Consider the following 25,702-nt stretch of genomic DNA (forward strand, 5'->3'; position numbering starts at 1 on the left):
ATGACCACGCAAGCCGTGTTCCCCATCGAGCTGAAATGGGAAAGCGAAAAGAGCAGCCGCATTCCCTTCATGGCCTATACCGACGAGGCGTTGCACAAGAAAGAGCTGCAGCGCTTCTTCTATGAAAAGCACTGGTGCTACGTCGGGCTGGAAGCCGAGATCCCGAACCCGGGCGACTTCAAGCGCACCACCATCGGCGAGCGCTCGGTCGTCATGTCGCGCGACGAAGAGGGCGCCATCCACGTCTTCGAGAACGTCTGCGCTCACCGCGGCATGCAGTTCTGCCGCGAGCGCCAGGGCAACCGCAAGGAGTTCGTCTGCCCCTACCACCAGTGGAACTACACGCTCAAGGGCGACCTTCAGGGCGTGCCGTTTCGCCGCGGCGTGAAGCAGGACGGCAAGGTCAACGGCGGCATGCCGGCAGACTTCAAGACCGAGGAGCACGGCCTCACCAAGCTCAAGGTGGCCACGCGCGGCGGCGTGGTGTTCGCGTCATTCGACCATGAAATCGAGTCGTTCGAAGACTTCCTCGGCCCCGACATCCTTCATTACTTCGACCGCCTGTTCGATGGGCGCAAGCTCACCATCCTCGGCTACAACCGCCAGCGCATTCCGGGCAACTGGAAGCTCATGCAGGAGAACATCAAGGACCCGTATCACCCGGGCCTGCTGCACACCTGGTTCGTCACTTTCGGGCTCTGGCGCGCAGACAACAAGTCGGAGCTGAAGATGGACGCTCGCGGCCGCCACGCCGCCATGATTTCCACGCGCGGCAACGCCGGCAAGGCTGCGCAGGTCACGCAGGTGTCGAGCTTCAAGGAGAGCATGCAGCTGAAAGATCCGCGCTTTCTCGACATCGTGCCCGAGCCCTGGTGGGGCGGGCCGACCGCGGTGATGATGACGCTGTTTCCGAGCCTGATCCTGCAGCAGCAGGTCAACAGCGTGTCGACGCGGCACATCCAGCCGGTGGGGCACGACGCCTTCGATTTCGTCTGGACGCACTTCGGCTTCGAGGACGACACCGAGGAGATGACGCAGCGACGCCTGCGCCAGGCCAATCTGTTCGGGCCAGCCGGCTTCGTCTCGGCCGACGACGGCGAGGTGATCGAGTTCTCGCAGGAAGGCTTCGAGCAGAAGCCCTTCCACCGCACGCTGGCCGAGCTCGGCGGACGCGAGGTCGAGAACACCGATCACATGGTGACCGAGACGCTGATCCGCGGCATGTATCGCTACTGGCGCGAGGTGATGGAAGCATGACGAACCTCGACGCCAACACTTATCTCGATCTGTCGCGGCTCTACGCGGCCTACGCGCATGCCGTCGATTCCGGCAACTGGGACCTGTGGCCTGCGTTCTTCATCGAGCAATGCAGCTACCGCCTGCAGCCGCGCGAGAACCACGAGCGCAACCTGCCGTTGGCCACGCTCTCCTTCGAGAGCCGCGGCATGCTGGAAGACCGGGTCTACGGCATCAAGGAGACGCTGTTCCACGACCCGTACTACCAGCGCCACGTCGTCGGACTGCCGCTGGTGCACAAGGTCGATGACAACGGCACGATTCATAGCGAGGCCAACTATGCGGTGTTCCGCACCAAGCTTGACCAGGCCTCGACCGTGTTCAACGTGGGGCGCTACCTCGACACCGTGGTGCCCACGCCCGAGGGCCTGAAGTTCGCCACGCGCCTGTGCGTGTTCGACAGCGAAATGATCCCGAACTCCATCATCTACCCCATCTGAAAGCAACCATGAGCACGATGACCTGGGTCGACGCCGCGGCAGTCGACGACGTTCCCTCTGACGACGTGGTGGGTATCGAGGTGCAGGGGAGGGACATCGCCCTCTACGGCACCGAGGACGGCATTCACGCCACCGACAACATCTGCACGCACGGCCACGCGCGGCTGTGCGACGGCTTTCTCGAAGGCCACGAGATCGAATGCCCGCTGCACCAGGGGCGCTTCGACGTGCGCACGGGCAAGGCGATGTGCGCGCCGCTCACGGAAGACCTGCGCAGCTACCCGGTGAAGATCGAAGGCGGGCGGGTGTTTCTCGCGTTCGAGGGCTGATCTGTTCTGCCTCTTGTCCGCACCGTCTGTATCTGTTCTGCCGCGAAAGGGCTGGCGACAATGACGCTCCCTTTCACGGAACAGCCATGACAGCAGAAAAGACCCGGGACCAGATCGCCGACCAGATTGCCGCCGAACTCGGCCACAGCTTCGACGGCGAGATCATTGCCGGCGGCCACTACGTGCCGCTGGTGCGCGACGGCCGCACGATCTACCTCAGCGGCCAGGTACCGCGCGTGGGCACCACGGTGGTGGTTACCGGCCGCGTCGGCGACGCGGTGTCGCTCGACAAGGCCCGCGAAGGCGCGCAGATCAGCACACTGCGCAGCCTCGCGCTGCTGCGGCGCGCGCTCGGTTCGCTCGATGCGGTAGAGAAGGTTTTGCGCGTCGGGGTGTTCGTGCAGTGCACGGCCGACTTCACCCAGCAGAGCGAAGTGGCCGATGCCGCATCCGACCTGCTGCACCGCGTGTTTGGCGATGCCGGCGTGCATGTGCGCACGGCGGTCGGTGTCTATGCGCTGCCGAAGAATGCGACGGTCGAAGTCGAGATGACGGTCGCTGCCAAGCAGAACATCGGCTAACGCGACGTCAAGCCGGTGAGGTCGCGCGCCAGCTGTGCGATGGTCAGCGGTGCGCAGCCTTCGGCGTTGTTGCTCACGGTGACGAAGGCGTTCTGGCCTGCACGGGTGGTGCCCGCAATCACCTTGGCCAGTGCCTCGCGCGTCTCGGGATCGGGGTCGACGATCTTGTCGAAAGGGCCGTAGAGCTTTTCCGCGTCTTCATAGCCGAAGCGGCCGTGGCGCCTGTGCAGGTTCCAACGGCACACCAGCGGCCCGGGCCACAGCGCGCGCAGCATCGGCAATTGCTCTTCGATGGGAGGCATCTTGGCGTGCAGGCCCATGCAGAAGGTGGCGCGCACGCTGCGCAACATTTCGGCGAAGGCGGGGTTCAGCAGTTGCGGGTCGCGCACCTCGACGGCTACTACCGCATCGGGCGCGACCGATGTGAGGTCGGGCAGCGATTCGAGCATTGCCGCGATGCGCGCGAGCAGCGCGGGCTGGTCGGCGAGGATGTGCCCGGGAATCGGGCTCAGCTGGAACACCAGCACGCCGATGCGATGGCCCAGGCCTTCGAGCGCGGGCAGCACGAATTCCTGCCGCGCGATCTCGCTGCTGAGGAAGACGGGGTTGGCCTGCATGCCGCGTCCGCTTTCATCGCGCACGGTGGCATCGGTGACAAGGCTCGGCGCTTTCACGACGAAGCGGAAGTCGTCGGGCACCATGGCCGCGTAGCGTGCGTACTGGCTGGCTGTGAGGGCGCGGTAGAAGTTGCGGTCCAGGCTCACGGTGCGGAACAACGGGTGCTTCGCCAGTGCGGAGAGGCCGTTTTTCGACAGCACGGTCTCGGCGTATTCGCCGTCCCACACCAGGTTGGCCCAACCCGGATAGCTCCACGACGAGGTGCCTAGCCGCAGCTTGGGCGGCAGTGCTGCGGCTAGCTCGACCAGCTCCGGGTCGGTAGGCGCAGGCTCGACCGTGCCGGTGCGCGATTTCTTTTTCGCGGGTGGCTCGGGGGCGGGGGCCGCAGCCGCCTCTTGAGGGCGCGGCAGTTCGGGGAAAAGGGAGTCCTGTACTTCAGCCATGTCTGGGCTCGCATTCTGGGCCAACATCGAACACGCCTGCCGCGCCGGGCACAATCCGCGCCATGAAACAGTGGTTGCGTACGCAGGGTGGTTGGTGGCTGGCATGGCTGGCGCTCACCGCCGTGGGCGCGGTGTGGGTCGCGCGCGCAGAGCTGGCGCAGATGCATCAGGACTTCGAGACCGACGTGCGCATCGCGCACCGGCTCATGAGCCAGCAGATGGTGCAGTACGACGCGGTGCTGGCCACGCTTGCGCTGCTGGAGCCAAGCACCGGCGCGGACCATCCGGAGCAGCGCCTGCCCTCGGTGTACTCGTCGATCCTGCGCGTGCAGCGGCGCGATCGCGACGAGCCCTGGTCAGACGGCGCGCAGGCCGCTGCACTGGCCGCGGCGGAGGCGCGCTCGCGCAGCCAGCAGCGCGCAGAGTTGGCGGTTCTCGACCTGGTCCACGGCCGCTACGTGCTGGTGATCGGCGCCACGCCGTTCAGCTATGCACTCGACATCGACCTGGCCGGCTCCGTGCCGTGGCGCGACTGGCCTATGAACCCGCAGCACAGCCCCGTGCGGCTGAGCCTGCAGCGCGACGGCCAGCAACTGGTGCTGCAACCGGGCGTGCCGGCCGCGAACGGCTGGCGCTTCGACCTGACAAAGCCACTGGCGTCGCCGAGCCAGCCGTTCGACCTCGTTGCCGAGCGGCAGGTGGGCTGGGGAGAACTGCCGTGGCGTGGCATCGCCGGCTGGGCCGTGGCGATTGCGGTGTTGCTGGCGGGCCTGCGGGCCGCGCAGCGCCAGCGGGTTGCGCGGCGGCGGGCCGAAGAATTGCTGCGGCTCGGGCAGGTCGCGCGGCTCAATGCGCTGGGCGAGTTGTCAGCCGGCCTGGCGCACGAACTCAACCAGCCGCTCACGGCTGTGCTGGCCAACGCGCAAGCCGCGCGACGCCTGCTCGACGACGATCCTCCTGACCTGGCCACGGCACGCGATGCGATGGGGCAGGCCGTGGAGCAGGCGCGCCGCGCGGCCGGTGTGGTGGGGCGCCTTCGCCGCGTCATCGAGCGGCCCGAGGCGAGTGGCGAAGAAGCGAAGCCGCTGGTGCTGCAGGAGGTAGTGCGCGGCGCCATGCACCTGCTGGTGCCGGAGTTCACCAAACACGCGATCAACGCGCAGTTCGATGCCACCGCGCAGGCGCCGGTGCGTGTACAGGCCGAGGCGGTGGCGCTCGAACAGATCGTGCACAACCTGCTGATGAATGCGCTGCAGGCGCTCGACCTCGTGCCGGCGGCCGAGCGGCGCCTCGTCGTATCCGTCGGCCGCAATGGGCAGGAGGGCGTGCTGACCGTGACCGACAACGGACGCGGCATCGCCCCCGAAGCCCTTCCGCGCCTCTTCGAACCTTTCTTCAGCACACGCGAAGGCGGGCTGGGCCTCGGCCTGAGCCTCAGCGAAACGCTGGCCAGCGGCATGGGCGGCAGCCTGAGCGCGGCCAACGCCTCGCCGCGCGGCGCGCGCTTCACCTTGCTGCTTCCGCTTGTTGCGCCGTCTCAATGAACATACCGAGCACCCATCAGCCGCAATCCCCGCTGGTCCACCTGATCGACGACGACCAGGCGGTGCGTGACAGCCTGTCGCTGCTGATCGGCACGGTCGGCCTGCGCGTGCAGGCCTGGGCCGATCCGCAGGTCTTCATCGACGGTTTTGATCGCGCGAGCGTGGGCGCCATCGTGCTCGACGTGCGTATGCCCGGTATCAGCGGTCTTACGGTGCTCGACCGGCTGGTGGCGCAGGGCGTCGACCAGCCCGTGATCATGCTGACGGGCCACGGCACGGTCGAGATGTGCCGCCGCGCCTTCAAGGCCGGGGCAGCCGAGTTCCTCGAAAAACCTGTGGACGACGAGCAACTGCTCGAGGCGCTGCAGCAGGCGGTGCGGCAGCACGTGCGCTCGCGCCAACGCTCGCAGGCCGACAACGCGGCGCGCGAGCGGGTGGCGCAACTGTCGGAGCGCGAGCGCGAGGTGCTGGCCTTCATCGTGCAGGGGCTCACCAACAAGGAGATCGCGCGCACGCTGACGCTGTCGCCGCGCACGGTCGAGACGCACCGCGCCAACCTGTTCGCCAAGCTCGACTGCGATTCGCTCGCGCAGCTGATCCGGCGCTATGCCGTGCTGGTGGACAGCGCTCCGTAGTTCTACGGAGCGCCGGGCGTAGCCGTACGAATGGTTGCGGCGGCGCATGTTTTCTACAGTGGCGCAGCCGTCGGCAACAGCCGGCGCAACCACCCGTTTCACTGGAGAAAACGAACAATGCAATCCATCCTTCGCCTCGGCGGCCTCGCCGTTCTGCTCGCCGCTTCCGTCGCCCAGGCCCAGACGCCCGCACCTGCGGTGCGCACCGAAAAGAACATGTCGCTCGTGCTGGCCAACCAGATCGCGGCCGAAGCCGTGGCGGCCTGCGCTGCCAACGGCTACAACGTGGCGGCCACCGTGGTCGACCGCGCCGGGACCGTGCGTGCCGTGCAGCGCGCCGACAGCGCCGGCCCGCACACGCTGGCATCGAGCGAGCGCAAGGCCTGGACTTCGGCTTCGGCCAAGAGCCCGACGCAGGCCATGATGGAAGGCGCACAGAAGAACCCGGCCGCCGCCAACCTGGTGTACCTGCCGGGCTTCCTGGTGCTGGGCGGTGGCGTGCCGATCAAGTCGGGCAATGAAGTGATCGGCGCGGTCGGCGTGGGCGGCGCGCCCGGCGGCCACCTCGACGAGCAGTGCGCCAACGCGGCGCTCGAGAAGGTCAAGGGCCTGCTCTGATGACGGCACGCGGTATCTGGTCGGGGGTGCTGGCGGCTGCGCTCGGGTTGGGCGTGACGGTAGGCGCGCTCGCCCAGGTGCCGCCGCTGGCGGCCGAGGTGCTGGCCTACGAAGGGCTGCACCAGGCTGCGTGGCATGGCGACCTGCCAAAGCTGAAGGCGCTGATCGCCTCGGGCGCCAATCTCGATGTGCGCGACACGCGCGGCCGCACGCCGCTGCATGTCGCCACGCATGCGCGGCAGCGCGAGGCGATCAAGCTGCTGGCCAAGGCCGGCGCCAACCTCGACCTGCTCGAAGACGACCGCTACGACGCGGTCACCATCGCCTCCGTGGCCGACGATGCCGCGACGCTCTCGCTGCTACTGTCGCTCGGCGCCAAGGCCGGGCAGACGACGAGCCGCTACGACGGCACCGCGCTGATCGCGGCCGCGCACCTCGGGCACGACGAAGTGGTGCGCAGGCTGATCGCCGCCGGCGCGCCGCTCGACCACGTCAACAACCTGCACTGGACGGCAGTGATCGAATCCATCGTGCTCGGCGATGGCGGCCCGCGCCATCAGCGCACGCTGGCCGCGCTGGTCGATGCTGGCGCCAATCTCAAGCTGGCCGACCGCCAGGGCAACACGCCGCTGCAGCTGGCGAAGGCGCGTGGCTACATCGCCATGGTGAAACTGCTGGAAGCTCCGCGCGCAAGATAGGCGGCTCGGGGACAATGGCGTTTCTCCACGAGGAAACCGTCCCATGTACATGCCCCCGCAGTTCAATGCCAAGGACCCGGCCATCGCGCTGGAACTGATGCGCTCGCACCCGTTCGCGAGCCTGATCTCGAACGATGACGACGGACTGCCGTACGTCACGCACCTGCCGCTGGTGGCCGAGCAGCGAGAGGGCGATGAGCTTGTGCTGTGGGGCCATTGCGCCAAGCCCAATCCGCACTGGCGTTACTTGCAGGCGCGGCCCAAGGCGGCGGTGACCTTTCTCGGTCCGCACTCGTACCTGTCACCCTCGGTCTACCCCGACCTGGCCCGCGTGCCGACGTGGAACTACCTGGCTGTGCACTGCACCGTCGAGACCCGGCTGATCGAGGAGCCGTCCGAGAAGGACGTGCTGCTCAAGAAGCTCATCGGCGAACACGAGCCCGCTTACGCGCAGCAATGGCGCGACCTGGGCGAGGAATTCCAGCTCAAGATGCTGGCCGGCATCGTCGGCTTCGAGTTGCGCGTGACGGCGCTGCAATGCAAGATCAAGCTCAACCAGCATCGCCGCGAGTCGCATGCGGCAATGCATGCGGTCTACAGCGCAGGCACGCCGGACGAGCAGGCGCTTGCCGTGTGGATGGATCGCCTCGGCATGAACGCCGCGGCAACCGTGGCGGAAGGACGCTGAGATGCGCGCGTTCGGGCTGATCGGCCTTGTGCTGGCGCTGGTGATCGCCGGGCTGGTCGCGAAGAAGCAGATGACGAGCATGGCTTCTTCCACGCGGCCGGCCGTGCCCGGCGTTGCCGCACCGGCCGCCGGCGAAGCGCCTGCGAATGCGCGCGATCAGGCGCAGCAGGTGCAGCAGCAAGTCAAGGAAGCGCTCGACGCGGCGGCGAAGGCGCGGCAGATGCCGGATGACAACTGAGGCCCTTACAACGTCGGCGGCGAAAGACGAGCACTGGATGGCGCTCGCGCTCGCCCAGGCGCGGCTTGCCGCCGAGGCGGGCGAGGTGCCCGTCGGCGCGGTGCTGGTCAAGGATGGCCAGCTGATCGCGACGGGGCGCAACACGCCGGTCGCGCAGCACGACCCGAGCGCGCATGCCGAGATCAACGCACTGCGCGCCGGTGCCACGGCGCTCGGCAACTACCGGCTCGACGGCTGCGAGCTGTTCGTCACGCTCGAGCCTTGCGCGATGTGTTCGGGTGCCATGCTGCATTCGCGCCTGGCGCGCGTCGTGTATGGCGCGGCCGATCCGAAGACCGGCGCGGCCGGCTCGGTGCTCGATCTCTTCGCCGAGCCGCGCCTGAACCATCACACGCAGGTGCAGGGCGGCGTGCTGGCGCAGGAATGCGCTGCAGTGCTGCAGACCTTCTTCCAGCAACGCCGAAGCGCCGCGCGCGCACAGGCCGAGCCCTTGCGCGACGACGCGTTGCGCACACCGCCAGAGCGCTTCGACGCACTGGCCGGCTACGGCTTCGCACCGCAGTACGTGCAGGACCTGCCAAGCCAGAAGGGCTGGCGCATGCACTATGTCGATGAAGGTGGCGACGCCGCCTGCTGCCTGTGCCTGCACGGCCCCGGCGAATGGGGCTACTTCTTCCGGCATCTCGTGGGCCTGCCCGGGTTGCGCACGCTCGTGCCCGACCTGATCGGCTTCGGCAAGAGCGACAAGCCAAAGCGCGAAGCACCGCATCGCCTCGAATGGCACCGCGATGTGCTGCTCGAATGGCTGGCCCGCGTGCAGCCCGCACCGGCGACCATGGTGCTCGCGCACAGCGCGGCCGCCGCCGACCTGGCCGCGCTGCTGATGGCCGCGGCACCTGAACGCTTCGCGGCGGCGCTCGCCGTACCCGAGGGCGATGAGCACACCGAAGACGCATGGCGCGCACCTTTCCCCGACCGTGGCTACGAAGCCGCGCTGCGCGCGCTCGGCCCCATCGCCACATCGTCGGGACCAACGCTGGTGCAAGCCCGAACGTTCGTGCCGCAGGCGCGAAACGCAATGGGATACTCGAACACGTGACCAAACACATCTACATCTATTCCCCCTCCAGCGCGGTGCGCGACAAGGCCGCTTTCCGGCGCGGCGTGAAGCGGCTCAAGGCACTGGGCCATGAAGTCGAAGTCGACGATGCGGCACTCTCGGTGCATCAACGCTTTGCGGGCGATGACGCCACGAGGCTCGCCGCGATTTCACGCGCGGCCGCGAGTGGCGCCGACGTGGCGCTCATTTCACGCGGTGGCTACGGCCTCACGCGCATCCTCGACGCCATTCCGTACAAGGCCGTGGCCAAGGCGATCGACAAGGGCACAGAGTTCGTCGGCTGCAGCGACTTCACCGCACTGCAGAACGCGCTGCTGGTGAAGACCGGCGCCGTGACCTGGTCGGGCCCTGCGGTCGGCGAAGACTTCGGTGCCGAGGCCGAGGCTGACGACATCATGGAAGCCTGCTTCGACGACCTCGTTACGGGGCAGGGCGAAGGCACCGGCTGGCGCATGCCGGCGCGCGATGCGGACCTGAAGTTCAAGCCCGTGCAAGACGCGGTGCTGTGGGGCGGCAACCTTTGCGTGTTGGCCAGCCTGATCGGCACGCCGTACTTTCCCGTGGTGGACAAGGGCGTGCTCTTCATCGAGGACATCAACGAGCACCCGTACCGTATCGAACGCATGCTCGACCAGTTGAAGATGGCCGGTGTGCTGGCGCGTCAGCGCGCCATCGTGTTCGGGCAATTCACGGGCATTCGCAAGGCGCCGGGCTACGACCGGGGCTTTGGCCTGAACACGGTGATCGACCGGCTGCGCGCATCGCTCAAGGTGCCTGTGCTGGCGGGACTGCCGTTCGGCCATGTGCCCACGAAGGTGCTACTGCCCGTGGGTGCGAAGGTGTCGATGGCGGCGGAGGGGCGCGATGTCTTTCTCGTCTGGGGTCATCGTCACACGCCAGCGCATGACGATCATCACGGCCATGACCATCATCATCACGGCCACTGACCCGGCCATGGGGGAAGAACGCAGGAAAAATAAAACGGCCCCGAAGGGCCGTCGCAACTTCAACCGTTGTTGTTGGTAAAGCGCTGATGCGCGCGAGGCCCCATCGAACCGGGCAATCCGCCCTTGAACATGCTGTTGATGGTTTTCATCTGGCGGCGTGCGGCGGTTTCGCCGTCGATGGCGCTCAACGCCATCATCACGTCCTGCCGCAGGTACCAGAGGGCTTCGACGTCGGCCGCAAAGCGCACGCGCTGGCTCACGCGCTGCACCGAGTGGCCGCCATGGCCCTGGAGCACCGACAGCATCGCCGTGCGAATGCGCCCCAGCTGACTTTCCGTCGCCTGGCGGGATCCGAAGCCGGGTACGTTCAGCAGACGAAGAATGCGGCGGAAGAGCATGGGGACGAAAAGCGTATTGCCGGAAGCCAGAACGGCCGCTACCTTAAGCCTCAGTTAACCATTTCACAAGATCTGAAACGGTGTTTCTTGTCTGTAAACAACACGCTTTACTTAGCGTATTTAACAGATGTTGTATTTTGTAATCCAAAGTACTACAAATTAAGGAATGCCCCTCTTGCATCTGCTCCGTTGCCCGCGGCGTATACCTATATGGTCAACACGATAGGTGCGAAGACCGTTTCTCCCGTGCGTAAATGAACGTATGCCCTGAGCATTTACAACCAGCGATAGAAATCGAGAATCACAACAGTATGGGTGTCAATTCCACAGTCGTATTCGCGGACTTGACGGGGAGCACCAGGGTCTTCGAGGCCATGGGGAATGCTCGAGCCACCGAGACCGTGACGCGGCTGACGCAATGGATCGGCGGCGTGTGCCAGGCGCACGGCGGACGGGTGGTGAAGTCGCTCGGAGACGGTGTGTTCGCCATCTTCACCAGCGGCGCCGCCGCCACGCACGCGGTCGTCGAGCTGCAGCGCTATCACCAGAAGCGCCTGCTCGCATGGCCGGCGCCGTTGCGCATGGCGCTGCAGATCGGCGTGGCCAGCGGCGAGGTGGTCGAGGTCGAGGGCGATTGCTACGGCGACGCCGTCAACCTGGCCTCGCGCCTGAGCGACCTGGCCGGCCCCGGCCAGATCTGGGTGACCGACGCCGTCATTTCCCAATTGCGCGAAGGCGCGGTGCAACACCGCGACCTGGGCCTCATCAACATCCGGGGTCGGAGCGAGATGTCGGTCGTGCACCGGATCGACTGGCAGGAGGAGGTGACGAGCTTCCTCACCGTGCCCGCCGCGCTCGCCCCGCTGCGGATGCCGGATTCTTCCTTCGGCCAGATCGAGCTGGCCTGGCTCGACGTGCGGTCGATGTTCCGCACCGAAGAGCTCCCGATTCACCTGGGTCGCGTCGACGACGCACAGTTCGTGGTCAACGACCCCCGCGTCTCGCGGCTGCATGCGCGCATCGAGTTGCGGCAGGGCAGTTGCGTGCTGATCGACGTCAGCACCTATGGCACCTGGGTGCGCTTCCATGGCAACGGCGGGCCGAGCACCGAGATTGCCCTGCGGCGTGAAGAGTGCGTGCTGCACGGCCGCGGTGAAATCGGCCTGGGCGCGCCGCTCAGCGACTTCAGCGCGCCGACCATCGCCTTCAACACGAACAGCGGCGACGTGATGTTGTCGCGCCGCGAAATCGCGGGTTGAGCGTTGGTTGCAACGCACCGCGCGGCAGTGACGTTTGGCAACCAGCCGTCGCGGTGACGGGTGCACCACGGGTACACGTCGGGCGTTGCGTATCAACCTGGGCGCTGTCCGCCCTTGGCCTTGGAGCCTCAGTGAACTTCAAACATCAATCTTCTGTTTTCAAGTGGGCCGCAATCGGTGCCGTCGTTGCCGGTGCATTGCTGGCGGCGGGTGCCGCCAACGCGCGCGGAAGCTGGTCAGTGCAGATCGGCACGCCCGGCTATGTCGCCGGCGGCTACCCGGCGCCTTACTACGCACCCCCGCCGGTCTATCCGTATCCGGCCCCCATCTATTACGAGCCACCTCCGCCGGTCTACTACCGGCCGCCGCCACCGGTGTACTACCGCCCGGTGCCCATCTACAGCCCGCCGCCCGGCCGCATCTACTACGGCCCCGGCTATCCCTATCGTCCGCCGAACGGCTGGGACGACGAGCGCGATTGACGACTGGCACTGTCACCTGAATGTTTGCTGAAACATTGGCATGCGCGCTGGCATGCCAATTTTGTTTCAAGGGGTGACCAAAAAGTCACATTGGCACACATTTATGTGGCGACTTCGCCAGTTTTAGACACCCGTCCAGCTGTTTTCCGCAGGGCATGCCGCTTGCCTTGATTGCTCGACCGGCGTTGATGCGCCGCAGGAGCGAGGAACATGGTGGAACAGTTCGAGGCCGGCTGCGCAAGCCCGGTCGATGAGGTGGTGCGCGTTACTGCGCCGCCTGCGTATGCAGCAACAAGAACGGCGGCGGCAATCGATGAAACAACGCGGCCCCTGAAGGCCGCGGCTGCGTTCTCCATCGCGGCGGCACTGGCCGCATGCGGTGGTGGCGGAGGAGGCGGCTCTTCCGGTGGCTTCGGCTTCCCCATCGGCGGCAGCCCCAATCCGGGCGAGCAGCCCGACACCGGCCCCTATCACTACACCCAGGCGCAGAACGACGCGGAGGCCGCGCGCTTCCTGTTGCAAGCGCAGTTCTCGGCCTCGGACGCAGAGATCGCCGCCGTACGCGCCAAGGGCTACATGCCATGGCTCAGCGAGCAGTTCAGCGCGGCGCGCGAGCCCACGGCCTGGGAATGGGTCAACGGCAAGACCTACGGCACCGTCGACACCGACGCGATGATCTGGCGCCAGCTCATGGTCGCAGCCGACCCGGTGCGCAAGCGCATGGCTCTGGCGCTCAGCGAAATCTTCGTGGTCTCGGGCACCGAGATCGGGTCGAGTTGGCCCACCGCCATGATGGCCCAGTACTGGGACACGCTGGCCAACGGCGTCACCGGCAACTTCCGCCAGCTGCTTGAAGACGTCTCGCTGAATCCCGCGATGGGCTTCTATCTCAACACCCGCGGCAACCGCAAGGAAGACGCCTCGGGCCGGCAGCCCGACGAGAACTACGCGCGTGAAGTCATGCAGCTCATGACCATCGGCCTGTACCAGCTCGAAGCCGACGGCACGGTGAAGACCGGCGCCGACGGCCAGCCGCTCGAAACCTACGTGCAGAGCGACGTGTCGAACCTCGCGCGCGTCTTCACCGGCTACGACCTCGACATCCGCTCCGCGGAGCGCAACGCCTTTCTTCCGCCCGCTGCAAGCAGCCGCATCGAGACCAACGCCTGGACCACGCGCCCCATGGCCTACACGGCGGGCAACCACTCGATGCTCGAAGCGCGCTTTCTCGGCGCCACCGTGCCCGCTGGCACACCCGGCCCGGCGGCGTTGAAGATCGCGCTCGACGCGCTCTTCAACCACCCGAACGTCGGTCCCTTCATCGGTCGCCAGCTCATCCAGCGGCTGGTTACCAGCAACCCCAGCGCGGCCTACGTCAAGCGCGTGGCCGACATCTTCGCCAACAACGGCGCGGGCGTGCGCGGCGACATGAAGAGCGTGTTCGCGGCTGTGTTGCTCGACGACGAGGCACGCGGCCCCACCGGTCTTTCCGACCCGAACTTCGGCCACCTGCGCGAACCTATGCTGCGGCTCGTGCAATGGGGCCGCACTTTCGGCATCGGCTCGGCGTCGGACAACTGGAACATCGGCAACACCTCCGACCCGAGCCAGAGCCTGGGCCAGTGCCCGCTGCGCTCGCCCTCGGTGTTCAATTTCTTCCGGCCCGGCTACGTGCCGCCCTCTACCGCCATCGCCAGCAACAAGCTGGTGGCGCCCGAGTTCCAGCTGGTCAACGAGACCAGCGTGGGGGGCTATCTCAACTTCCTGCAGGGCAGCCTGCAGAACGGCTTCAACAACAGCAAGGACGTGATCGCCACCTACACGGCCGAGAAAGCGCTCGTGACCGATCCCGCCGCGCTGGTGCGCAGGCTTAGCCTGCTGCTCACGGGCAACCAGCTCTCGGCCGCCACCGTGGCGTTGATCACCGACGCGCTGACCAAGGCGCCGCTGCTGAACCCCACCACCGACGCCCGCAAGCTCGACCTCATCTGCGCCGGCGTGCTGCTGGTGATGGGCTCGCCCGAATACCTCATCCAGAAGTAAAGAAGAAGCCGGAGCGAACCGACCATGCACCTGATAAATCCTGCCCAGCATTCGCGCCGCGCCTTCCTGCGCCGCACGGGTCAGCTCGCGATGGCCGGCACCGCGCTGCCGTTCGCGCTCAACCTCGCCGCTATGGGTGAAGCCGCTGCGCAGGCCGCGCCCGGTGACGACTACAAGGCACTGGTCTGCGTCTTCCTGTTCGGCGGCAACGACTACGCCAACACCCTCGTCAACTACGACGCCGACAGCTACGCGAAGTACAGCGCCATCCGCGGCGCCATCGCGCTGCCGTCCGATGCCGCGCTCGCAGCCACCGAGCTCAAGCCCGCCGTCTCGCTGGCCAACGGCCGCAAGTACGCGCTGAACCCGGCGATGACCAAGTTCGCGACGCTGTTCGACGAAGGCAGGATGGCGGTGCAGCTCAACGTCGGCCCGCTGGTCAAGCCACTCACGCGCGCGCAGTTCAACAGCTCCAACCGCAAGGACTTCCCGATTCCGCCCAAGCTGTTCTCGCACAACGACCAGCAGTCGATCTGGCAGTCGTCCTCGCCCGAAGGCTCCACCATCGGCTGGGGTGGCAACCTCGGCGACCTGATGCTGGCCGGGCAGCGCAACGCGTCGCTCTTCACCTGCGTCTCGGTGGCGGGCAACGCGGTGTTCCTGTCGGGCGATGAAGCGCTGCAGTACCAGGTCGGCACGCGCGGCGCGGTGCGCATTAACAGCGTGAGCAGCGCCACGGGCAACGTCTACGGCTCGTCCGCGGTCAAGGCGGCCATGCAGCAGCTGGCGCAGCAGGCGCGCAGTCACACGCTGGAGAACGAATACAACAAGGTCACGCTGCGCGCGGTCGAGGCAGAAGGCAAGATCACCGCCGCCATCCAGCCCGACGACCTGAACGGCAACTTTCCTACCGGCAACAACCTGGCCGACCAGCTCAAGATGGTGGCCCGCCTCATTCGAGGGCGCGTCTCGCTGGGCGTGAAGCGCCAGGTGTTCTTCGTTTCCATGGGCGGCTACGACCTGCACGACGACCTCGACACGAAGCAGGGCGGCCTGATGCTGCGGCTGTCCGAGGCCATGTTTGCCTTCCAGCGGCAGATGAAAGCTCTGGACATCGACGACAAGGTGACGGCCTTCACCGCCTCCGACTTCGGCCGCACGCTTTCGAGCAACGGCAATGGCTCCGACCACGGCTGGGGCAGCCATCACTTCGTGGTCGGCGGTGTCAATGCCGTGAAGGGCAAGGCGTTCTACGGCACGCCACCGCCGGTGAGCATCGGCAACACTGCTGCCGACGACGACCAGTGGCACGTCGGCCAGGGCCGGCTGCTGCCGACCACCTCGGTCGACCAATACGCGGCCACGCTGGCCAAGTGGTTCGGCGTGCCTGACGCGGACCTCAACGGCATCCTGCCCAACCTGAAGAATTTCAACAACGTGACTGCGCCGAGTGGCATCAGCTATCCGCGCGATATGGGGTTCATGACATGAACGCAATGAGCAGCATGACCGCCATCGGCGGCCTCAACGGCATGGAAGGTGGGGCCAGCGTGAACTTCAGCGCGGACCCTCCCGAGGCGCCCGCGCTGGCGCGCAGCAAGGCCGTGACGCACGTGCGTCCCTTCACCAGCGTCGAGGCTGCCATCGCGGCACTGGAATCGCTGGACCGCGAGCTCAAGAAGTTCGAGCTCGCGGTGGCCGACAGCCTGCAGGATTACCTGGGCGTGCAGATGGCGCAGATCACCGACTGCGCGCTCGCACGCGGCTGGGAGCCGGTCAGCTTCTTGCAGAAGGACGGATTCCGCGTGTATCGCTACGAGGCCATGCGCAGCTACAAGGGGCGCAGCAAGAGGCGCTGAGTTTCCGGAGGCCGCAACGCCTCCACGACGAGCATCAAGGCTGGCGAAGCGCGTCGGCCGGCATAGTAGGCGTGATACCCGTCAAAGGTTGCCGCCCAATCGTCGAGTACCGGCACCAGCCGGCCTGCCTCGATGTGTTTCTCGACGAGGTCGGAGGGCAGCCATGCCAGCCCGTGCCCGGACAGCGCCGCGGCGACGATCAGCTCGCTCGAGTTGAAGACGAGCCGGCCCGTGACGTGCGCGTTGACGCCTTTCCGGCGCCGCGTGAATTCCCATTTCAGAAGGCCGCCGTGGGATGCCAGGCGCAATCCGATGCAGTCGTGCAGGGTCAGATCCTGCGGGGTAGACGGCCGGGGGTGGCGCGAGAAGTAGTCGGGGCTGCCCACCACGGCCATGCGCATGTCGGGCGCGATGCGTACGGCGATCATGTCCTTGGCCACGTCGCCGCCCAGTCGCACGCCGATGTCGAAGCGCTCGGCAACGATGTCGGTGAAGCGGTTGTCGCCGCTGATCTCCACCTTGATGTCGGGGTACAGGGGCAGCCATGGTTGAAGCCTGGGCCAGATCAAGGTTCGCATCGAGTGTTCGGTCGCCGTGATGCGGACCATGCCGGCGGGCTTGCCGCGCATCTCGCCCAGAACGGCGAGTTCTGCTTCGATGTCCTCGAAACGCGGGCCGACGGCTTGGTACAGGCGTTCGCCCGCTTCCGTGGGCGCGACGCTGCGCGTGGTCCGGTTGAGCAGCTTCAGGTCGAGGCGGCGCTCCAGCGCGCGGACGGTCTGGCTGAGCGCGGACTGCGTCACCCCAAGCTGGGCCGCCGCGCGCGTGAAACTGCCTGCGCGCACCACGGCCGCAAAACTGGCCAAGTCGTCGAAGCGTGCCATTGATTAGCCTGTCTTCTAGGTACATGTCGATCCAGCAGTCTAGTCATTGGCAAGCAGGCTGCCTAAAGTTCTTGGGATCGGTTAGCGACAAGGACACACACCATGAAAACACGTCAACTGGGCCGCGGCGGCCTCACCGTTTCGGCCCTCGGTCTCGGCTGCATGGGCCTGAGCTTCGGCTATGGGCCGGCGACCGGCACGGCCGAAGCGGTCAAGCTCATCCGCGCGGGCTTCGAACGCGGGATCACGTTTTTCGACACGGCGGAAGTCTATGGGCCCTTCGTCAACGAAAGCGTGGTCGGGGAAGCGCTGGAACCTGTGCGTGACCAGGTCGTGATCGCGACCAAGTTCGGGTTTCGCGAGGGTGACGCCGGCAAGGGCCTCGACAGCCGGCCGGAACGCATCCGGCAGGTGGCCGACGAGGCGCTGAAGCGCCTGCGCACCGACCGCATCGATCTGTTCTATCAGCACCGTGTCGATCCGCAGGTTCCGATGGAAGACGTGGCGGGCGCCGTGAAAGACCTGATCCGCGAAGGCAAGGTGAAGCACTTCGGTCTTTCCGAGGCCGGCGTCGACAGCATTCGCCGCGCGCACGCGGTTCAGCCGGTCGCCGCCCTTCAGAGCGAATATTCCCTGTGGTGGCGCGAGCCGGAGAAAGAGATTCTTCCGCTGCTGGAGGAACTGGGCATCGGCTTTGTGCCATTCAGTCCGCTCGGAAAGGGTTTCCTGACGGGAGCGATCGACGCGCAGACATCGTTCGGCGCGACAGATTTCCGCAGCACAGTGCCTCGTTTTGCACCGCAGGCGCGCCAGGCGAATCGCGCCCTGGTCGATGTTCTGGCGGAGATCGCCGCGCGCAAGCAGGTTACGCCTGCCCAGCTTGCACTTGCCTGGCTGCTCGCCCAAAAGCCGTGGATCGTGCCGATTCCCGGCACGACGAAGTTGCTCCGCCTCGAGGAAAACGCCGGCGCCGCCTCTGTCGTGTTGTTGCCGGAAGACCTGAAGGAAATCGAGGCGGCCGTCTCGGGTGTCCAGGTCCAGGGCGACCGCTATTCGGCGGATCGACAAAAGCTCGTCGGCCGCTGAGCGATGACGACTGACGCCGAGCAAAAGGAATTGATCATGACCCAAGTAGTTGTTGTCATCGGAGCTGGGTCCATTGGCCAGGCCATCGCCCGCCGTGTCAGCGCGGGCAAGCACGTTCTGCTCGCCGACCTGCGGCAGGAGGGGGCCGACGCAGCGGCCAAGGTGCTCGCGGATGCAGGCTTCGAAGTGAGCACGGCAGTCGTGGACGTGTCTTCGCGCGCCTCGGTCCATGCGCTCGTGGAGGCGGCCACCGCGCTTGGCAGTGTCACCGGCCTGATCCACGCCGCGGGCGTTTCTCCTTCGCAGGCATCGCCGGCCACGATCCTCAAGGTCGACCTGTACGGCACCGCGCTCGTCCTGGAAGAGTTCGGCAACGTTATCGCGGAGGGAGGCGCTGGCGTCGTCATCGCGTCGCAGTCAGGACACCGCTTGCCAGCGTTGAGCCCCGAACAGAATGCGGCTCTCGCGACGACGCCGACAGAAGACTTGCTTGCGCTGCCGATGCTTCAGCCCGAGCAGGTGAAAGACTCCCTGCACGCGTACCAACTTTCCAAGCGCGGAAATTCCCTGCGGGTCATGGCGGAGGCCGTGCGATGGGGCAAGCGTGGCGCCCGGGTGAACACCATCAGCCCCGGCATCATCTTCACGCCGCTCGCAAGAGACGAACTGACAGGCCCTCGCGGCGAAGGCTACCGGCGCATGATCGAAGCGTCGTCCGCCAAGCGCGGTGGCACACCGGACGAGGTCGGCAACGTCGGCGCGCTGCTGATGGGGCCAGACGGCGGCTTCATCACCGGCAGCGACTTCCTCATGGACGGCGGCGTCACCGCGGCCTACTGGTACGGAGAGCTCGCTCCGGCGAAGTGACTCGCCAGGCTCAGGTCTGTGCCAGGATTCGCCCCAGCTCGTCGATGTCGATCGGCTTCTGCAGATGGTGGTCGAACAGCCCCTCGGCCGCCTTGCCGCCCGCATCCTGCGCCGAGAAACCCGAGATCGCGACCAGCAGCTTCGGCGTGCCTTCCGCCGTGCTCGCGCGCAGCCGGCGTGCTACTTCGGTGCCCGGAAAGTCGGGCAGCGTGAGGTCGATCAGCGCGGCGTCGAAGCTTTCGGCCGCTGCCGCGTCGAGCGCCTGCTGCGCGGTGTAGGTGCAGCGGGCGGTGTGGTCGTGCAGGCTCAGCAGCTCCTGCAGCAGATCGGCCGCGGCCTTGTTGTCGTCGACGATCAGCACGTTCACAGAGGTGTCTCCTTTTGGGTGTCGGCCGGGGGGGCCGGTGGTTGCAGCGGCAGGTCGACCACGAAGCGCGAGCCTTCGCCCGGCGCGCTTTCCACGCCGATCTGCCCGCCGTGCAAGGTCACGATCTTGCGCGTGATGTAGAGCCCGAGCCCCAGCCCCGCGGCGTGCTTGCGGCTGTCGTCGGTGCGCTCGAACTGCTCGAAGATGCGGCCCTGGTCTTCGGGCGCAATGCCTATGCCCTGGTCGCGTACGGCCACCTGCGCGGTGTTTCCCACCTGCTGCACGACCATCTCGACCGGCTTGCCGCCGCCGTAGCGCAGCGCGTTGGTCAGCAGGTTGGTCAGCACCTGTTCGATGCGGAACTCGTCCCATTCGCCGCGCAGTTCGGCCGGCGCCGCGAGCGTGATGACCGAGCCCGCGGCCTCGGCCTGGTGCCGCAGGCTCTCGACCACCGCCTGCGCCAGCGTCGCGAGGTCCACCGGTGTGGTCTTGATCGACAGCGCGTCGCGCCGCATGCGGGTGACGTCGAGCATGTCGTCGATCAGCCGCACCATGTTGCGGATCTGCCGCTGGTCGCGCTCGATCATCGTGGGCAGCCGCTCGGGCGTGAAGTTGGCGAGGTTGCCTTTCGACAGATGCAACTGCCGCAGCTGCGCTTCGAGGTAGAGCGTGTTGAGCGGCGTGCGCAACTCGTGCGACACCATCGACATGAAGTCGTCGCGCATGCGCACGGCGCGTTCCAGCTCGTGCTGCGTCTGCTGCAACTGCTGCACCAGCTCTTCCTGCTTCTTGTGCGCGGCCGCGAGCGATTCCATTTCGTGGCGCAGCGCCTTGCGGTGCTGGTACAGGTCGACGAACACGTTCACCTTGCTGACCACCGCGTGCGGGTCGAGCGGCTTGTGCAGGAAGTCGACCGCGCCGCTCTCGTAGCCCTGGAAGGCGTAGTTCAGCTCGCGCCCGGCTGCGCTCACGAAGATGATGGGAATGTGCCGCGTGCGCTCGGTGCCGCGCATCAGCTCGGCCAGCTCGAAGCCGTTCATGCCCGGCATCTGCACGTCGACGATGGCGAGCGCGAATTCATGCTCCAGCAGCAGCGCCAGCGCCGCATCGGCCGAGTCGGCCCGGTACACGAGGCGCCCCGGCGCGCGGATCAGCGCTTCCAGTGCCAGCAGGTTCTCTGGCAGGTCATCGACGATCAGCAGCTTGCTTTCGATGTCAATGTTCATGGGCGGCCTCCAACTGGAGCAGCAGCGTGCGCAGTTCGCGCAGGGGGAGCACGTAGTCGGGAATGTGGCGCGCAATGGCGGCTTGGGGCATGGTTGGAATAAGAGCTTCTTTCGGTTCCTGGACGGCGGTGAGTCCGCCGGCCAGATGAATGCGGTGCAGGCCTTCGGCGCCGTCGTCATTCGCGCCGGTCAGCAAGAAGCCGGCAAGGGCGGGGCCGTAGACGTCGGCGGCGGAGCCCATCAGCACGTCGATGGACGGCCGCGAGAACAGCACCGGCGGCTCGCAGCTCAGCGAGAAGGTGCGCTCGCGCTCGATCGACAGGTGGTAGCCGGGCGGCGCGAAGTACAGGCTGCCGGCCGCCAGCGGCATCTTGTCGTTGGCCTCGTGCACCGGGATCGGCAGTCGCTGCGCGAAGATCTCGGCGAGATGGCTCTCGTGATCCCCGGGCAGGTGCAGCACCACGGCCATCGGAATGTGCCAGCCTGCGGGCAGGTCGTGCAGCAGCGTGGAGAGCGCATCGATGCCGCCGGCCGAGGCGCCCAGCACCACGGCGTCGATGCGCTTGCGAACGGGGGAGCGAAGGTGGCGCTGCATGTGGCTCGTCATGCGGCCTTCTTGCGGTAGATGCGCTCGACGCGCGCGTGCGTGTCGAAGCGGTCGGAGTAGCCCGAAAAGTCGATGCTCTCCTTCGAGCCCAGACCGAGAAAACCGCGGTGCGACAGCGACTCGTGGAACAGGCCCAGCGCCCGGTCCTGCAGCTCCCGGTTGAAGTAGATCAGTACGTTGCGGCACGACACCAGCTGCGTTTCCGCGAACACGCTGTCGGTTGCCAGGCTGTGGTCGGCAAAGATCACGCCGGCGCACAGCGAGGGGTCGAAGCGCGCAGCGTCGTAGGCGGCGGTGTAGTAGTCGGAGAACTCGCCGCGTCCGCCCGCGCGCTGGTAGTTGGTGGTGTAGCCGCGGATCGCTTCCAGCGGAAAGATACCCTGGCGCGCCTTCTCCAGCGAGGCGGGGTTGATGTCGGTGGCATAGATCTGCGTGCGCGCGAGCAGGCCCTCTTCGCGCAGCAGGATGGCCAGCGAGAACACTTCCTCGCCCGTGCTGCAGCCCGCCACCCACACCTTGACGGACGGGTAGGTGTGAAGAATCGGCACCACGTGCTGGCGCAAAGCCAGAAAGTAGGCCGGGTCGCGGAACATCTCGCTCACCGGGATCGTCAGGAACTGCAGCAGCCGGCCGAACAGCGACGGGTCGCGCAGCACCCGCTCCTGCAGCGCCGAGATGCTCGGCAGCCCGAGCTGGTCGAGCGCGTGCAGCACGCGGCGCTTCTGCGAGGCCACGGTGTAGTTGCGGAAGTCGTAGCTGTACTTGAGGTAGATCGCCTCCATCAGCAGGCGCAGTTCGATCTCCGTGTCGCTCAGCGGATGCAGCGGCGGCGTGTGCGTGGCGGTCTTCGAGGTGCCGTGGCGTGTTGTCACAGGCGCTCCATCTTCGGCATCCACACGCGCAGCAGCGAGAACAGGCGCTCCAGGTCCACCGGCTTGGCAAGGTAGTCGTTGGCGCCGGCGGCAAGGCATTGCTCGCGGTCGTCCTTGGTGGCCTTGGCGGTGATGGCGATCACCGGCATCTTCTCGAAGCGTGGGTCGCCGCGCAGGCGGCGCGTGGCTTCCAGGCCGTCCATCTCCGGCATCATCACGTCCATCAGCACGAGGTCGATCTCGCTCACCTGGTCGAGCCGCGCCAGCGCCTCGCGGCCGTTGCGGCCGATCTCCACGATGGCGCCGCGCTGCTCCAGCGCGCTGGTCAGCGCGAAGATGTTGCGCACGTCGTCGTCCACCAGCAGGATGGTGCGGCCCTCGAAGATGCGGTCGCGTCCGCGCGCCGTCTTCAGCATGCCCCGGCGCTCGCTGGAAAGCTCGGCCTCCACCTTGTGCAGGAACAGCGTCACTTCGTCGAGCAGGCGTTCGGGCGAGCGCGCGCCCTTGATGATGATCGAGCGCGAGTAGCGCTGCAGCTCGGCTTCTTCGTCGCGCGTGAGGTTGCGCCCGGTGTAGACGATGACCGGCGGGAACGACACGATTTCTTCCGCCGCCATGGCCTTGAGCAGCTCGCTGCCCTGCATGTCGGGCAGCTTCAGGTCGGTGATCATGCAGTCGAACACGCGGGTGCGCAGCAGCTCCAGCGCTTCTTCGCCGGAGCCGACGGCAACGATCTCGATGTCGTCGTCGCCGATCAGCCTGATGACGCTCTCGCGCTGCAGCTCGTCGTCTTCCACCAGCAGCACGACCTTGACCTTCTGCGTGAGCTTTTCTTCCAGCCGGCCGAACACCTTCATCAGTTCGTCGCGCGTGGCCGGCTTCAGCGCATAGCCGATGGCGCCCATCTGCAGCGCCGCCCCCTGTACGCCTTCGGCGGCGGACACCACGTGGATCGGAATGTGGCGCGTGTGCGGCGAATCCTTCAGCCGCTGCAGCACGTCGAGGCCGGTGCTGTCGGGCAGGCGCATGTCGAGCAGGATCGCGTCGGGCAGGAACTGCGTGGCCAGTTCGAAGCCATCGGCCGCGCCGTGCGCCACCAGGCAGCGGTAGCCCAGCTCGTGCGCCAGGTCGTAGAGGATGTGCGCGAACTGCGGCTCGTCCTCGATCACGAGCACGCGGCGCACCTGGTCGCGCGGGATGGAGCGGTCGTCGGCGAACTGCGGTGCGGGCACCGGGGCAGGGGGCTTCGGCGCCAGCGAGGCAACGGATGGCGCCTGCGCGGGCCGGGGCGTGTAGACCGCCGATGGCTGAAGCGCTGCCGGCGAAGCCTGTGGTGCCTTCGCCGGCAGTTGCAGGACGAAGGTGCTGCCCTGGCCCGGCTCGCTCTGCACCGTGAGCGTGCCGCCCAGCAGCTGCGTGAGGTCGCGCGAGATCGACAGGCCCAGCCCGGTGCCGCCGTAGCGCCGGCTGGTCGTGCCGTCGGCCTGGCGAAAGGCTTCGAAGATCAGCTCGTGCTGCTGCGGATCGATGCCGATGCCCGAGTCGGACACCGCAAAAGCGGCGCCACCGTCCGCGGTCGGCGAGACGGTCAGCGCCACTTCGCCGCGCTCGGTGAACTTGATCGCGTTCGACAGCAGGTTCTTCAGGATCTGCTCGACCCGCTGCCGGTCGGTGACCAGCGAGGCCGGTGCATCGGGCCGCACTTCGAGCCTGAAGCCCAGGTTCTTCTGCATCGCAAGCGGACTGAACGTGCTCTCCAGGCTGCGGCCCAGCTTGGCGAGCGTGACGTCTTCGGGCACCACTTCGAGCTTGCCGGCCTCGACCTTCGCGATGTCGAGGATGTCGTTGATCAGCACCAGCAGATCGTTGCCCGACGAGTAGATCGACTCCGCGAACTTCACTTGCTCCGGGGAGAGATTGCCTTGCGGGTTGTCGCCCAGCAGCTTGGCGAGGATGAGCGCGCTGTTGAGCGGCGTGCGCAGCTCGTGCGACATGTTGGCGAGAAATTCCGACTTGTAGCGGCTTGCGCGCTGCAGTTCGTCGGCGCGGTCTTCGAGGTCGCGCTGCACGCGGCGCAGCGCGGTGTTGCGCTGGTCCAGTGCCTCGGTGCGTTCGGAGAGCTGGCTGTTGGTCTGCTCCAGTTCGGCCTGCTGGTTCTCCAGCATGGCCTGAGAGGCGCGCAGGGCGCGCGACTGTTCTTCCAGTTCTTCATTGGCGGTGCGCAGCTCTTCCTGCTGCACCTGCAGTTCCTCGTTGAGCTGCTGGGTTTCGCCGAGCACCTCCTGCAGCTGCTCGCGGTAGCGCGCTGCCGCCAGCGAGGTGCCGATGTCGTCGGCCACCAGGTCGATCAACTGGCTGCCGCGGTCGTCCAGCGCGCCTGGCAGGCCGAGCTCGACCACGCCGTTGACCATGCCGCTGCTTGCAACGGGTACCAGCAGCACGGCCTTGGGCGCCATCTCGCCAAGGCCCGAGTTGACCTTCAGGTAGTCGGCATCGACCGGGTCGATCAGCATGCGCCGGCGCTCGGCAGCCGCCTGGCCCACCAGGCTTTCGGTAGGGGAGAAAACCTGCGGCGTGGCCTCGGCCGCGCTCGAAAAGCCGTAGCTCGCCGCCCGACGCAGCGGGCCATGGCGCTCGCGCACGTACATGGCGCCGACCGAGGCGCCCAGGTAGCGCGAGAAGAACGCGAGCACCTTGCGGCCCATGTCCGGCGCGCTGAGTTCGCCGACCAGCTCGCCCACCAGCCCGGTCTGCGCGTTGCGCAACCACGCTTCGTGAGCGAGCCGCTCGGCGTGCGCAGCTTGTTCCTTCAGCACCACGTCGTAGCTGTCGGACAGCAGCACCAGCTGGCGCCGCCCGAAGTAGGCCATCAACCCGGTGAAGCTCAAGGTGAACAGCAGGAACAGCCCGACGACCCACCAGGCAGTGCTGTTGGCCGCGTTGTTGCGCTGGAAGCGCAGGGCCTGCTCGGTCTCCATGAAGGCGGTGAACTCGGCGCGCATGTCGTCCATCAGCCGCTTTTCGTCGCCGAGGCGCACGGCGGTCTGTGTGCCGCTGCTGGCATCGCGCGCGGCAATCATGCCGTTGGCAAATTCGAGCCAGGCTGTCTGCAGCGTGGCGAGGCGATCGATGCGCTCCACCTGCTGGGGGTTGTCCGACACCAGGTTGCGCAGCCCGACCGTATCACCCTTGAGGCGGGTCAGGGCGCTTTGGTAGGGCTCCAGAAAGCTCCGCTCACCGGTGATCAGGAAGCCGCGCACGCCGGTTTCCATGTCGATGGTGCGGCGCTGCAACTCGCTGGCGGCGCGGGTGACACGGTCGGTGTGCTCGACCCAGCCGATGGTGTTGAGCAGGAACAGGATCAACCCCACGAACACCACGGCGCCGAACACGCCGCCGATCAGGGGCAGCTTGATGTTCCGGCTGAGCAGGCGCTCGAAGTCGTCGGGGTCGATCGCGGTGGGAGTGTTCATCGGTCGCAGTTGTAGGCAAAACTTGTCAAGTTTTGTCGATAAATCGAAGACGCCCTGTCGGAGAAGGCCCCGTCACGGTCTTGA

Annotated in this window: 27 protein-coding genes; 19 read left to right on the plus strand and 8 right to left on the minus strand. The window is 66.7% G+C overall.

The window, feature by feature from the left end; all coding sequences use genetic code 11:
- The 4 genes from AC07O3_RS03420 (at position 1) to AC07O3_RS03435 (ending at position 2,646) form a co-directional block, all read left to right on the plus strand.
- Positions 1–1,257 carry an aromatic ring-hydroxylating dioxygenase subunit alpha gene (locus tag AC07O3_RS03420; RefSeq protein ID WP_440531433.1) on the plus strand — a complete coding sequence of 419 codons (1,257 nt, stop codon included), beginning with the start codon at positions 1–3 and terminating at the stop codon, positions 1,255–1,257.
- Positions 1,254–1,736, plus strand: a complete 483-nt coding sequence (locus AC07O3_RS03425; RefSeq protein WP_093054805.1) for an aromatic-ring-hydroxylating dioxygenase subunit beta — start codon at positions 1,254–1,256, stop codon at positions 1,734–1,736. Before AC07O3_RS03420 ends, AC07O3_RS03425 begins: the two co-directional genes overlap by 4 nt.
- A gap of 8 nt (positions 1,737–1,744) precedes the next feature.
- Entirely contained in the window at positions 1,745–2,065 is a 321-nt protein-coding gene (locus tag AC07O3_RS03430) for a non-heme iron oxygenase ferredoxin subunit (protein WP_093074550.1), read from the plus strand.
- Positions 2,066–2,151: 86 nt separating this feature from the next.
- On the plus strand, positions 2,152–2,646 hold the full coding sequence (locus tag AC07O3_RS03435) for a RidA family protein (protein ID WP_093074548.1): 495 nt from the start codon (positions 2,152–2,154) through the stop codon (positions 2,644–2,646).
- Here the strand turns inward: AC07O3_RS03435 and AC07O3_RS03440 are convergent.
- Positions 2,643–3,707 carry a DUF72 domain-containing protein gene (locus AC07O3_RS03440; protein ID WP_093074546.1) on the minus strand — a complete coding sequence of 355 codons (1,065 nt, stop codon included), beginning with the start codon at positions 3,705–3,707 and terminating at the stop codon, positions 2,643–2,645. The genes AC07O3_RS03435 and AC07O3_RS03440 overlap by 4 nt on opposite strands.
- A 62-nt stretch (positions 3,708–3,769) precedes the next feature.
- Between AC07O3_RS03440 and AC07O3_RS03445 the strand changes: the two genes are divergently transcribed.
- From AC07O3_RS03445 to AC07O3_RS03480, 8 genes are all read left to right on the plus strand, one after another.
- The gene (locus AC07O3_RS03445) at positions 3,770–5,251 is read left to right on the plus strand and encodes a sensor histidine kinase (RefSeq protein ID WP_495338567.1); all 1,482 of its coding nucleotides are present in this window, start codon (positions 3,770–3,772) and stop codon (positions 5,249–5,251) included.
- On the plus strand, positions 5,248–5,886 hold the full coding sequence (locus tag AC07O3_RS03450) for a response regulator transcription factor (RefSeq protein WP_426393016.1): 639 nt from the start codon (positions 5,248–5,250) through the stop codon (positions 5,884–5,886). The genes AC07O3_RS03445 and AC07O3_RS03450 overlap by 4 nt, the downstream gene beginning before the upstream one ends.
- Positions 5,887–6,003: 117 nt before the next feature.
- Positions 6,004–6,504, plus strand: a complete 501-nt coding sequence (locus AC07O3_RS03455; protein ID WP_495338568.1) for a GlcG/HbpS family heme-binding protein — start codon at positions 6,004–6,006, stop codon at positions 6,502–6,504.
- Positions 6,504–7,202, plus strand: a complete 699-nt coding sequence (locus AC07O3_RS03460; RefSeq protein WP_440531437.1) for an ankyrin repeat domain-containing protein — start codon at positions 6,504–6,506, stop codon at positions 7,200–7,202. Before AC07O3_RS03455 ends, AC07O3_RS03460 begins: the two co-directional genes overlap by 1 nt.
- A 43-nt stretch (positions 7,203–7,245) precedes the next feature.
- Positions 7,246–7,890, plus strand: coding sequence for an FMN-binding negative transcriptional regulator (locus AC07O3_RS03465; protein WP_495338569.1), 645 nt, complete (start codon positions 7,246–7,248; stop codon positions 7,888–7,890).
- A 1-nt stretch (position 7,891) separates the two neighbouring features.
- Positions 7,892–8,128, plus strand: coding sequence for a hypothetical protein (locus AC07O3_RS03470; RefSeq protein WP_495338570.1), 237 nt, complete (start codon positions 7,892–7,894; stop codon positions 8,126–8,128).
- Complete coding sequence (gene tadA, locus AC07O3_RS03475; RefSeq protein WP_495338571.1) at positions 8,118–9,227, plus strand: tRNA adenosine(34) deaminase TadA; 1,110 nt, start codon at positions 8,118–8,120, stop codon at positions 9,225–9,227. The genes AC07O3_RS03470 and tadA overlap by 11 nt, the downstream gene beginning before the upstream one ends.
- Positions 9,224–10,195, plus strand: coding sequence for an LD-carboxypeptidase (locus AC07O3_RS03480; protein WP_495338572.1), 972 nt, complete (start codon positions 9,224–9,226; stop codon positions 10,193–10,195). The genes tadA and AC07O3_RS03480 overlap by 4 nt, the downstream gene beginning before the upstream one ends.
- A 59-nt stretch (positions 10,196–10,254) precedes the next feature.
- Here the strand turns inward: AC07O3_RS03480 and AC07O3_RS03485 are convergent, their stop codons facing one another.
- Positions 10,255–10,593, minus strand: a complete 339-nt coding sequence (locus tag AC07O3_RS03485) for a hypothetical protein (protein ID WP_093054829.1) — start codon at positions 10,591–10,593, stop codon at positions 10,255–10,257.
- A gap of 311 nt (positions 10,594–10,904) precedes the next feature.
- Between AC07O3_RS03485 and AC07O3_RS03490 the strand changes: the two genes are divergently transcribed.
- The 5 genes from AC07O3_RS03490 (at position 10,905) to AC07O3_RS03510 (ending at position 16,236) form a co-directional block, all read left to right on the plus strand.
- The gene (locus AC07O3_RS03490; RefSeq protein ID WP_093054831.1) at positions 10,905–11,852 is read left to right on the plus strand and encodes an adenylate/guanylate cyclase domain-containing protein; all 948 of its coding nucleotides are present in this window, start codon (positions 10,905–10,907) and stop codon (positions 11,850–11,852) included.
- A 131-nt stretch (positions 11,853–11,983) separates the two neighbouring features.
- Positions 11,984–12,334 (plus strand): hypothetical protein, encoded by a 351-nt coding sequence (locus AC07O3_RS03495; protein ID WP_495338573.1) that lies wholly within the window; start codon positions 11,984–11,986, stop codon positions 12,332–12,334.
- Positions 12,335–12,544: 210 nt separating this feature from the next.
- Entirely contained in the window at positions 12,545–14,377 is a 1,833-nt protein-coding gene (locus AC07O3_RS03500) for a DUF1800 domain-containing protein (protein WP_495338574.1), read from the plus strand.
- A 24-nt stretch (positions 14,378–14,401) separates the two neighbouring features.
- Entirely contained in the window at positions 14,402–15,868 is a 1,467-nt protein-coding gene (locus AC07O3_RS03505; RefSeq protein WP_495338575.1) for a DUF1501 domain-containing protein, read from the plus strand.
- A gap of 5 nt (positions 15,869–15,873) precedes the next feature.
- Positions 15,874–16,236 carry a hypothetical protein gene (locus AC07O3_RS03510; protein WP_440531441.1) on the plus strand — a complete coding sequence of 121 codons (363 nt, stop codon included), beginning with the start codon at positions 15,874–15,876 and terminating at the stop codon, positions 16,234–16,236.
- On the opposite strand, the gene AC07O3_RS03515 is transcribed toward AC07O3_RS03510, so the two are convergent.
- The gene (locus AC07O3_RS03515; protein WP_093054841.1) at positions 16,209–17,120 is read right to left on the minus strand and encodes a LysR family transcriptional regulator; all 912 of its coding nucleotides are present in this window, start codon (positions 17,118–17,120) and stop codon (positions 16,209–16,211) included. The genes AC07O3_RS03510 and AC07O3_RS03515 overlap by 28 nt on opposite strands.
- A gap of 102 nt (positions 17,121–17,222) precedes the next feature.
- On the opposite strand from AC07O3_RS03515, the gene AC07O3_RS03520 reads away from it, so the two are divergent.
- Together AC07O3_RS03520 and AC07O3_RS03525 are read left to right on the plus strand one after the other, a co-directional pair.
- On the plus strand, positions 17,223–18,206 hold the full coding sequence (locus AC07O3_RS03520; RefSeq protein WP_093173820.1) for an aldo/keto reductase: 984 nt from the start codon (positions 17,223–17,225) through the stop codon (positions 18,204–18,206).
- 36 nt (positions 18,207–18,242) lie between these two features.
- Positions 18,243–19,073, plus strand: a complete 831-nt coding sequence (locus AC07O3_RS03525; protein WP_495338689.1) for an SDR family oxidoreductase — start codon at positions 18,243–18,245, stop codon at positions 19,071–19,073.
- Positions 19,074–19,083: 10 nt separating this feature from the next.
- Here the strand turns inward: AC07O3_RS03525 and AC07O3_RS03530 are convergent, their stop codons facing one another.
- Genes AC07O3_RS03530 through AC07O3_RS03550 form a run of 5 tightly spaced genes read right to left on the minus strand, consistent with a single transcriptional unit; the run spans position 19,084 to position 25,618 of the window.
- Complete coding sequence (locus AC07O3_RS03530) at positions 19,084–19,440, minus strand: response regulator (protein WP_440531444.1); 357 nt, start codon at positions 19,438–19,440, stop codon at positions 19,084–19,086.
- The gene (locus tag AC07O3_RS03535) at positions 19,437–20,666 is read right to left on the minus strand and encodes a hybrid sensor histidine kinase/response regulator (RefSeq protein WP_093054847.1); all 1,230 of its coding nucleotides are present in this window, start codon (positions 20,664–20,666) and stop codon (positions 19,437–19,439) included. Before AC07O3_RS03535 ends, AC07O3_RS03530 begins: the two co-directional genes overlap by 4 nt.
- Positions 20,656–21,273 carry a chemotaxis protein CheB gene (locus AC07O3_RS03540; RefSeq protein WP_495338576.1) on the minus strand — a complete coding sequence of 206 codons (618 nt, stop codon included), beginning with the start codon at positions 21,271–21,273 and terminating at the stop codon, positions 20,656–20,658. Before AC07O3_RS03540 ends, AC07O3_RS03535 begins: the two co-directional genes overlap by 11 nt.
- Positions 21,270–22,145 (minus strand): CheR family methyltransferase, encoded by an 876-nt coding sequence (locus AC07O3_RS03545; RefSeq protein ID WP_307614133.1) that lies wholly within the window; start codon positions 22,143–22,145, stop codon positions 21,270–21,272. The genes AC07O3_RS03540 and AC07O3_RS03545 overlap by 4 nt, the downstream gene beginning before the upstream one ends.
- Positions 22,142–25,618 carry a response regulator gene (locus AC07O3_RS03550; protein WP_495338577.1) on the minus strand — a complete coding sequence of 1,159 codons (3,477 nt, stop codon included), beginning with the start codon at positions 25,616–25,618 and terminating at the stop codon, positions 22,142–22,144. Before AC07O3_RS03550 ends, AC07O3_RS03545 begins: the two co-directional genes overlap by 4 nt.
- Positions 25,619–25,702 lie beyond the last annotated feature (84 nt).

The sequence above is a fragment of the Variovorax sp. GW821-FHT09D05 genome (assembly GCF_059416325.1).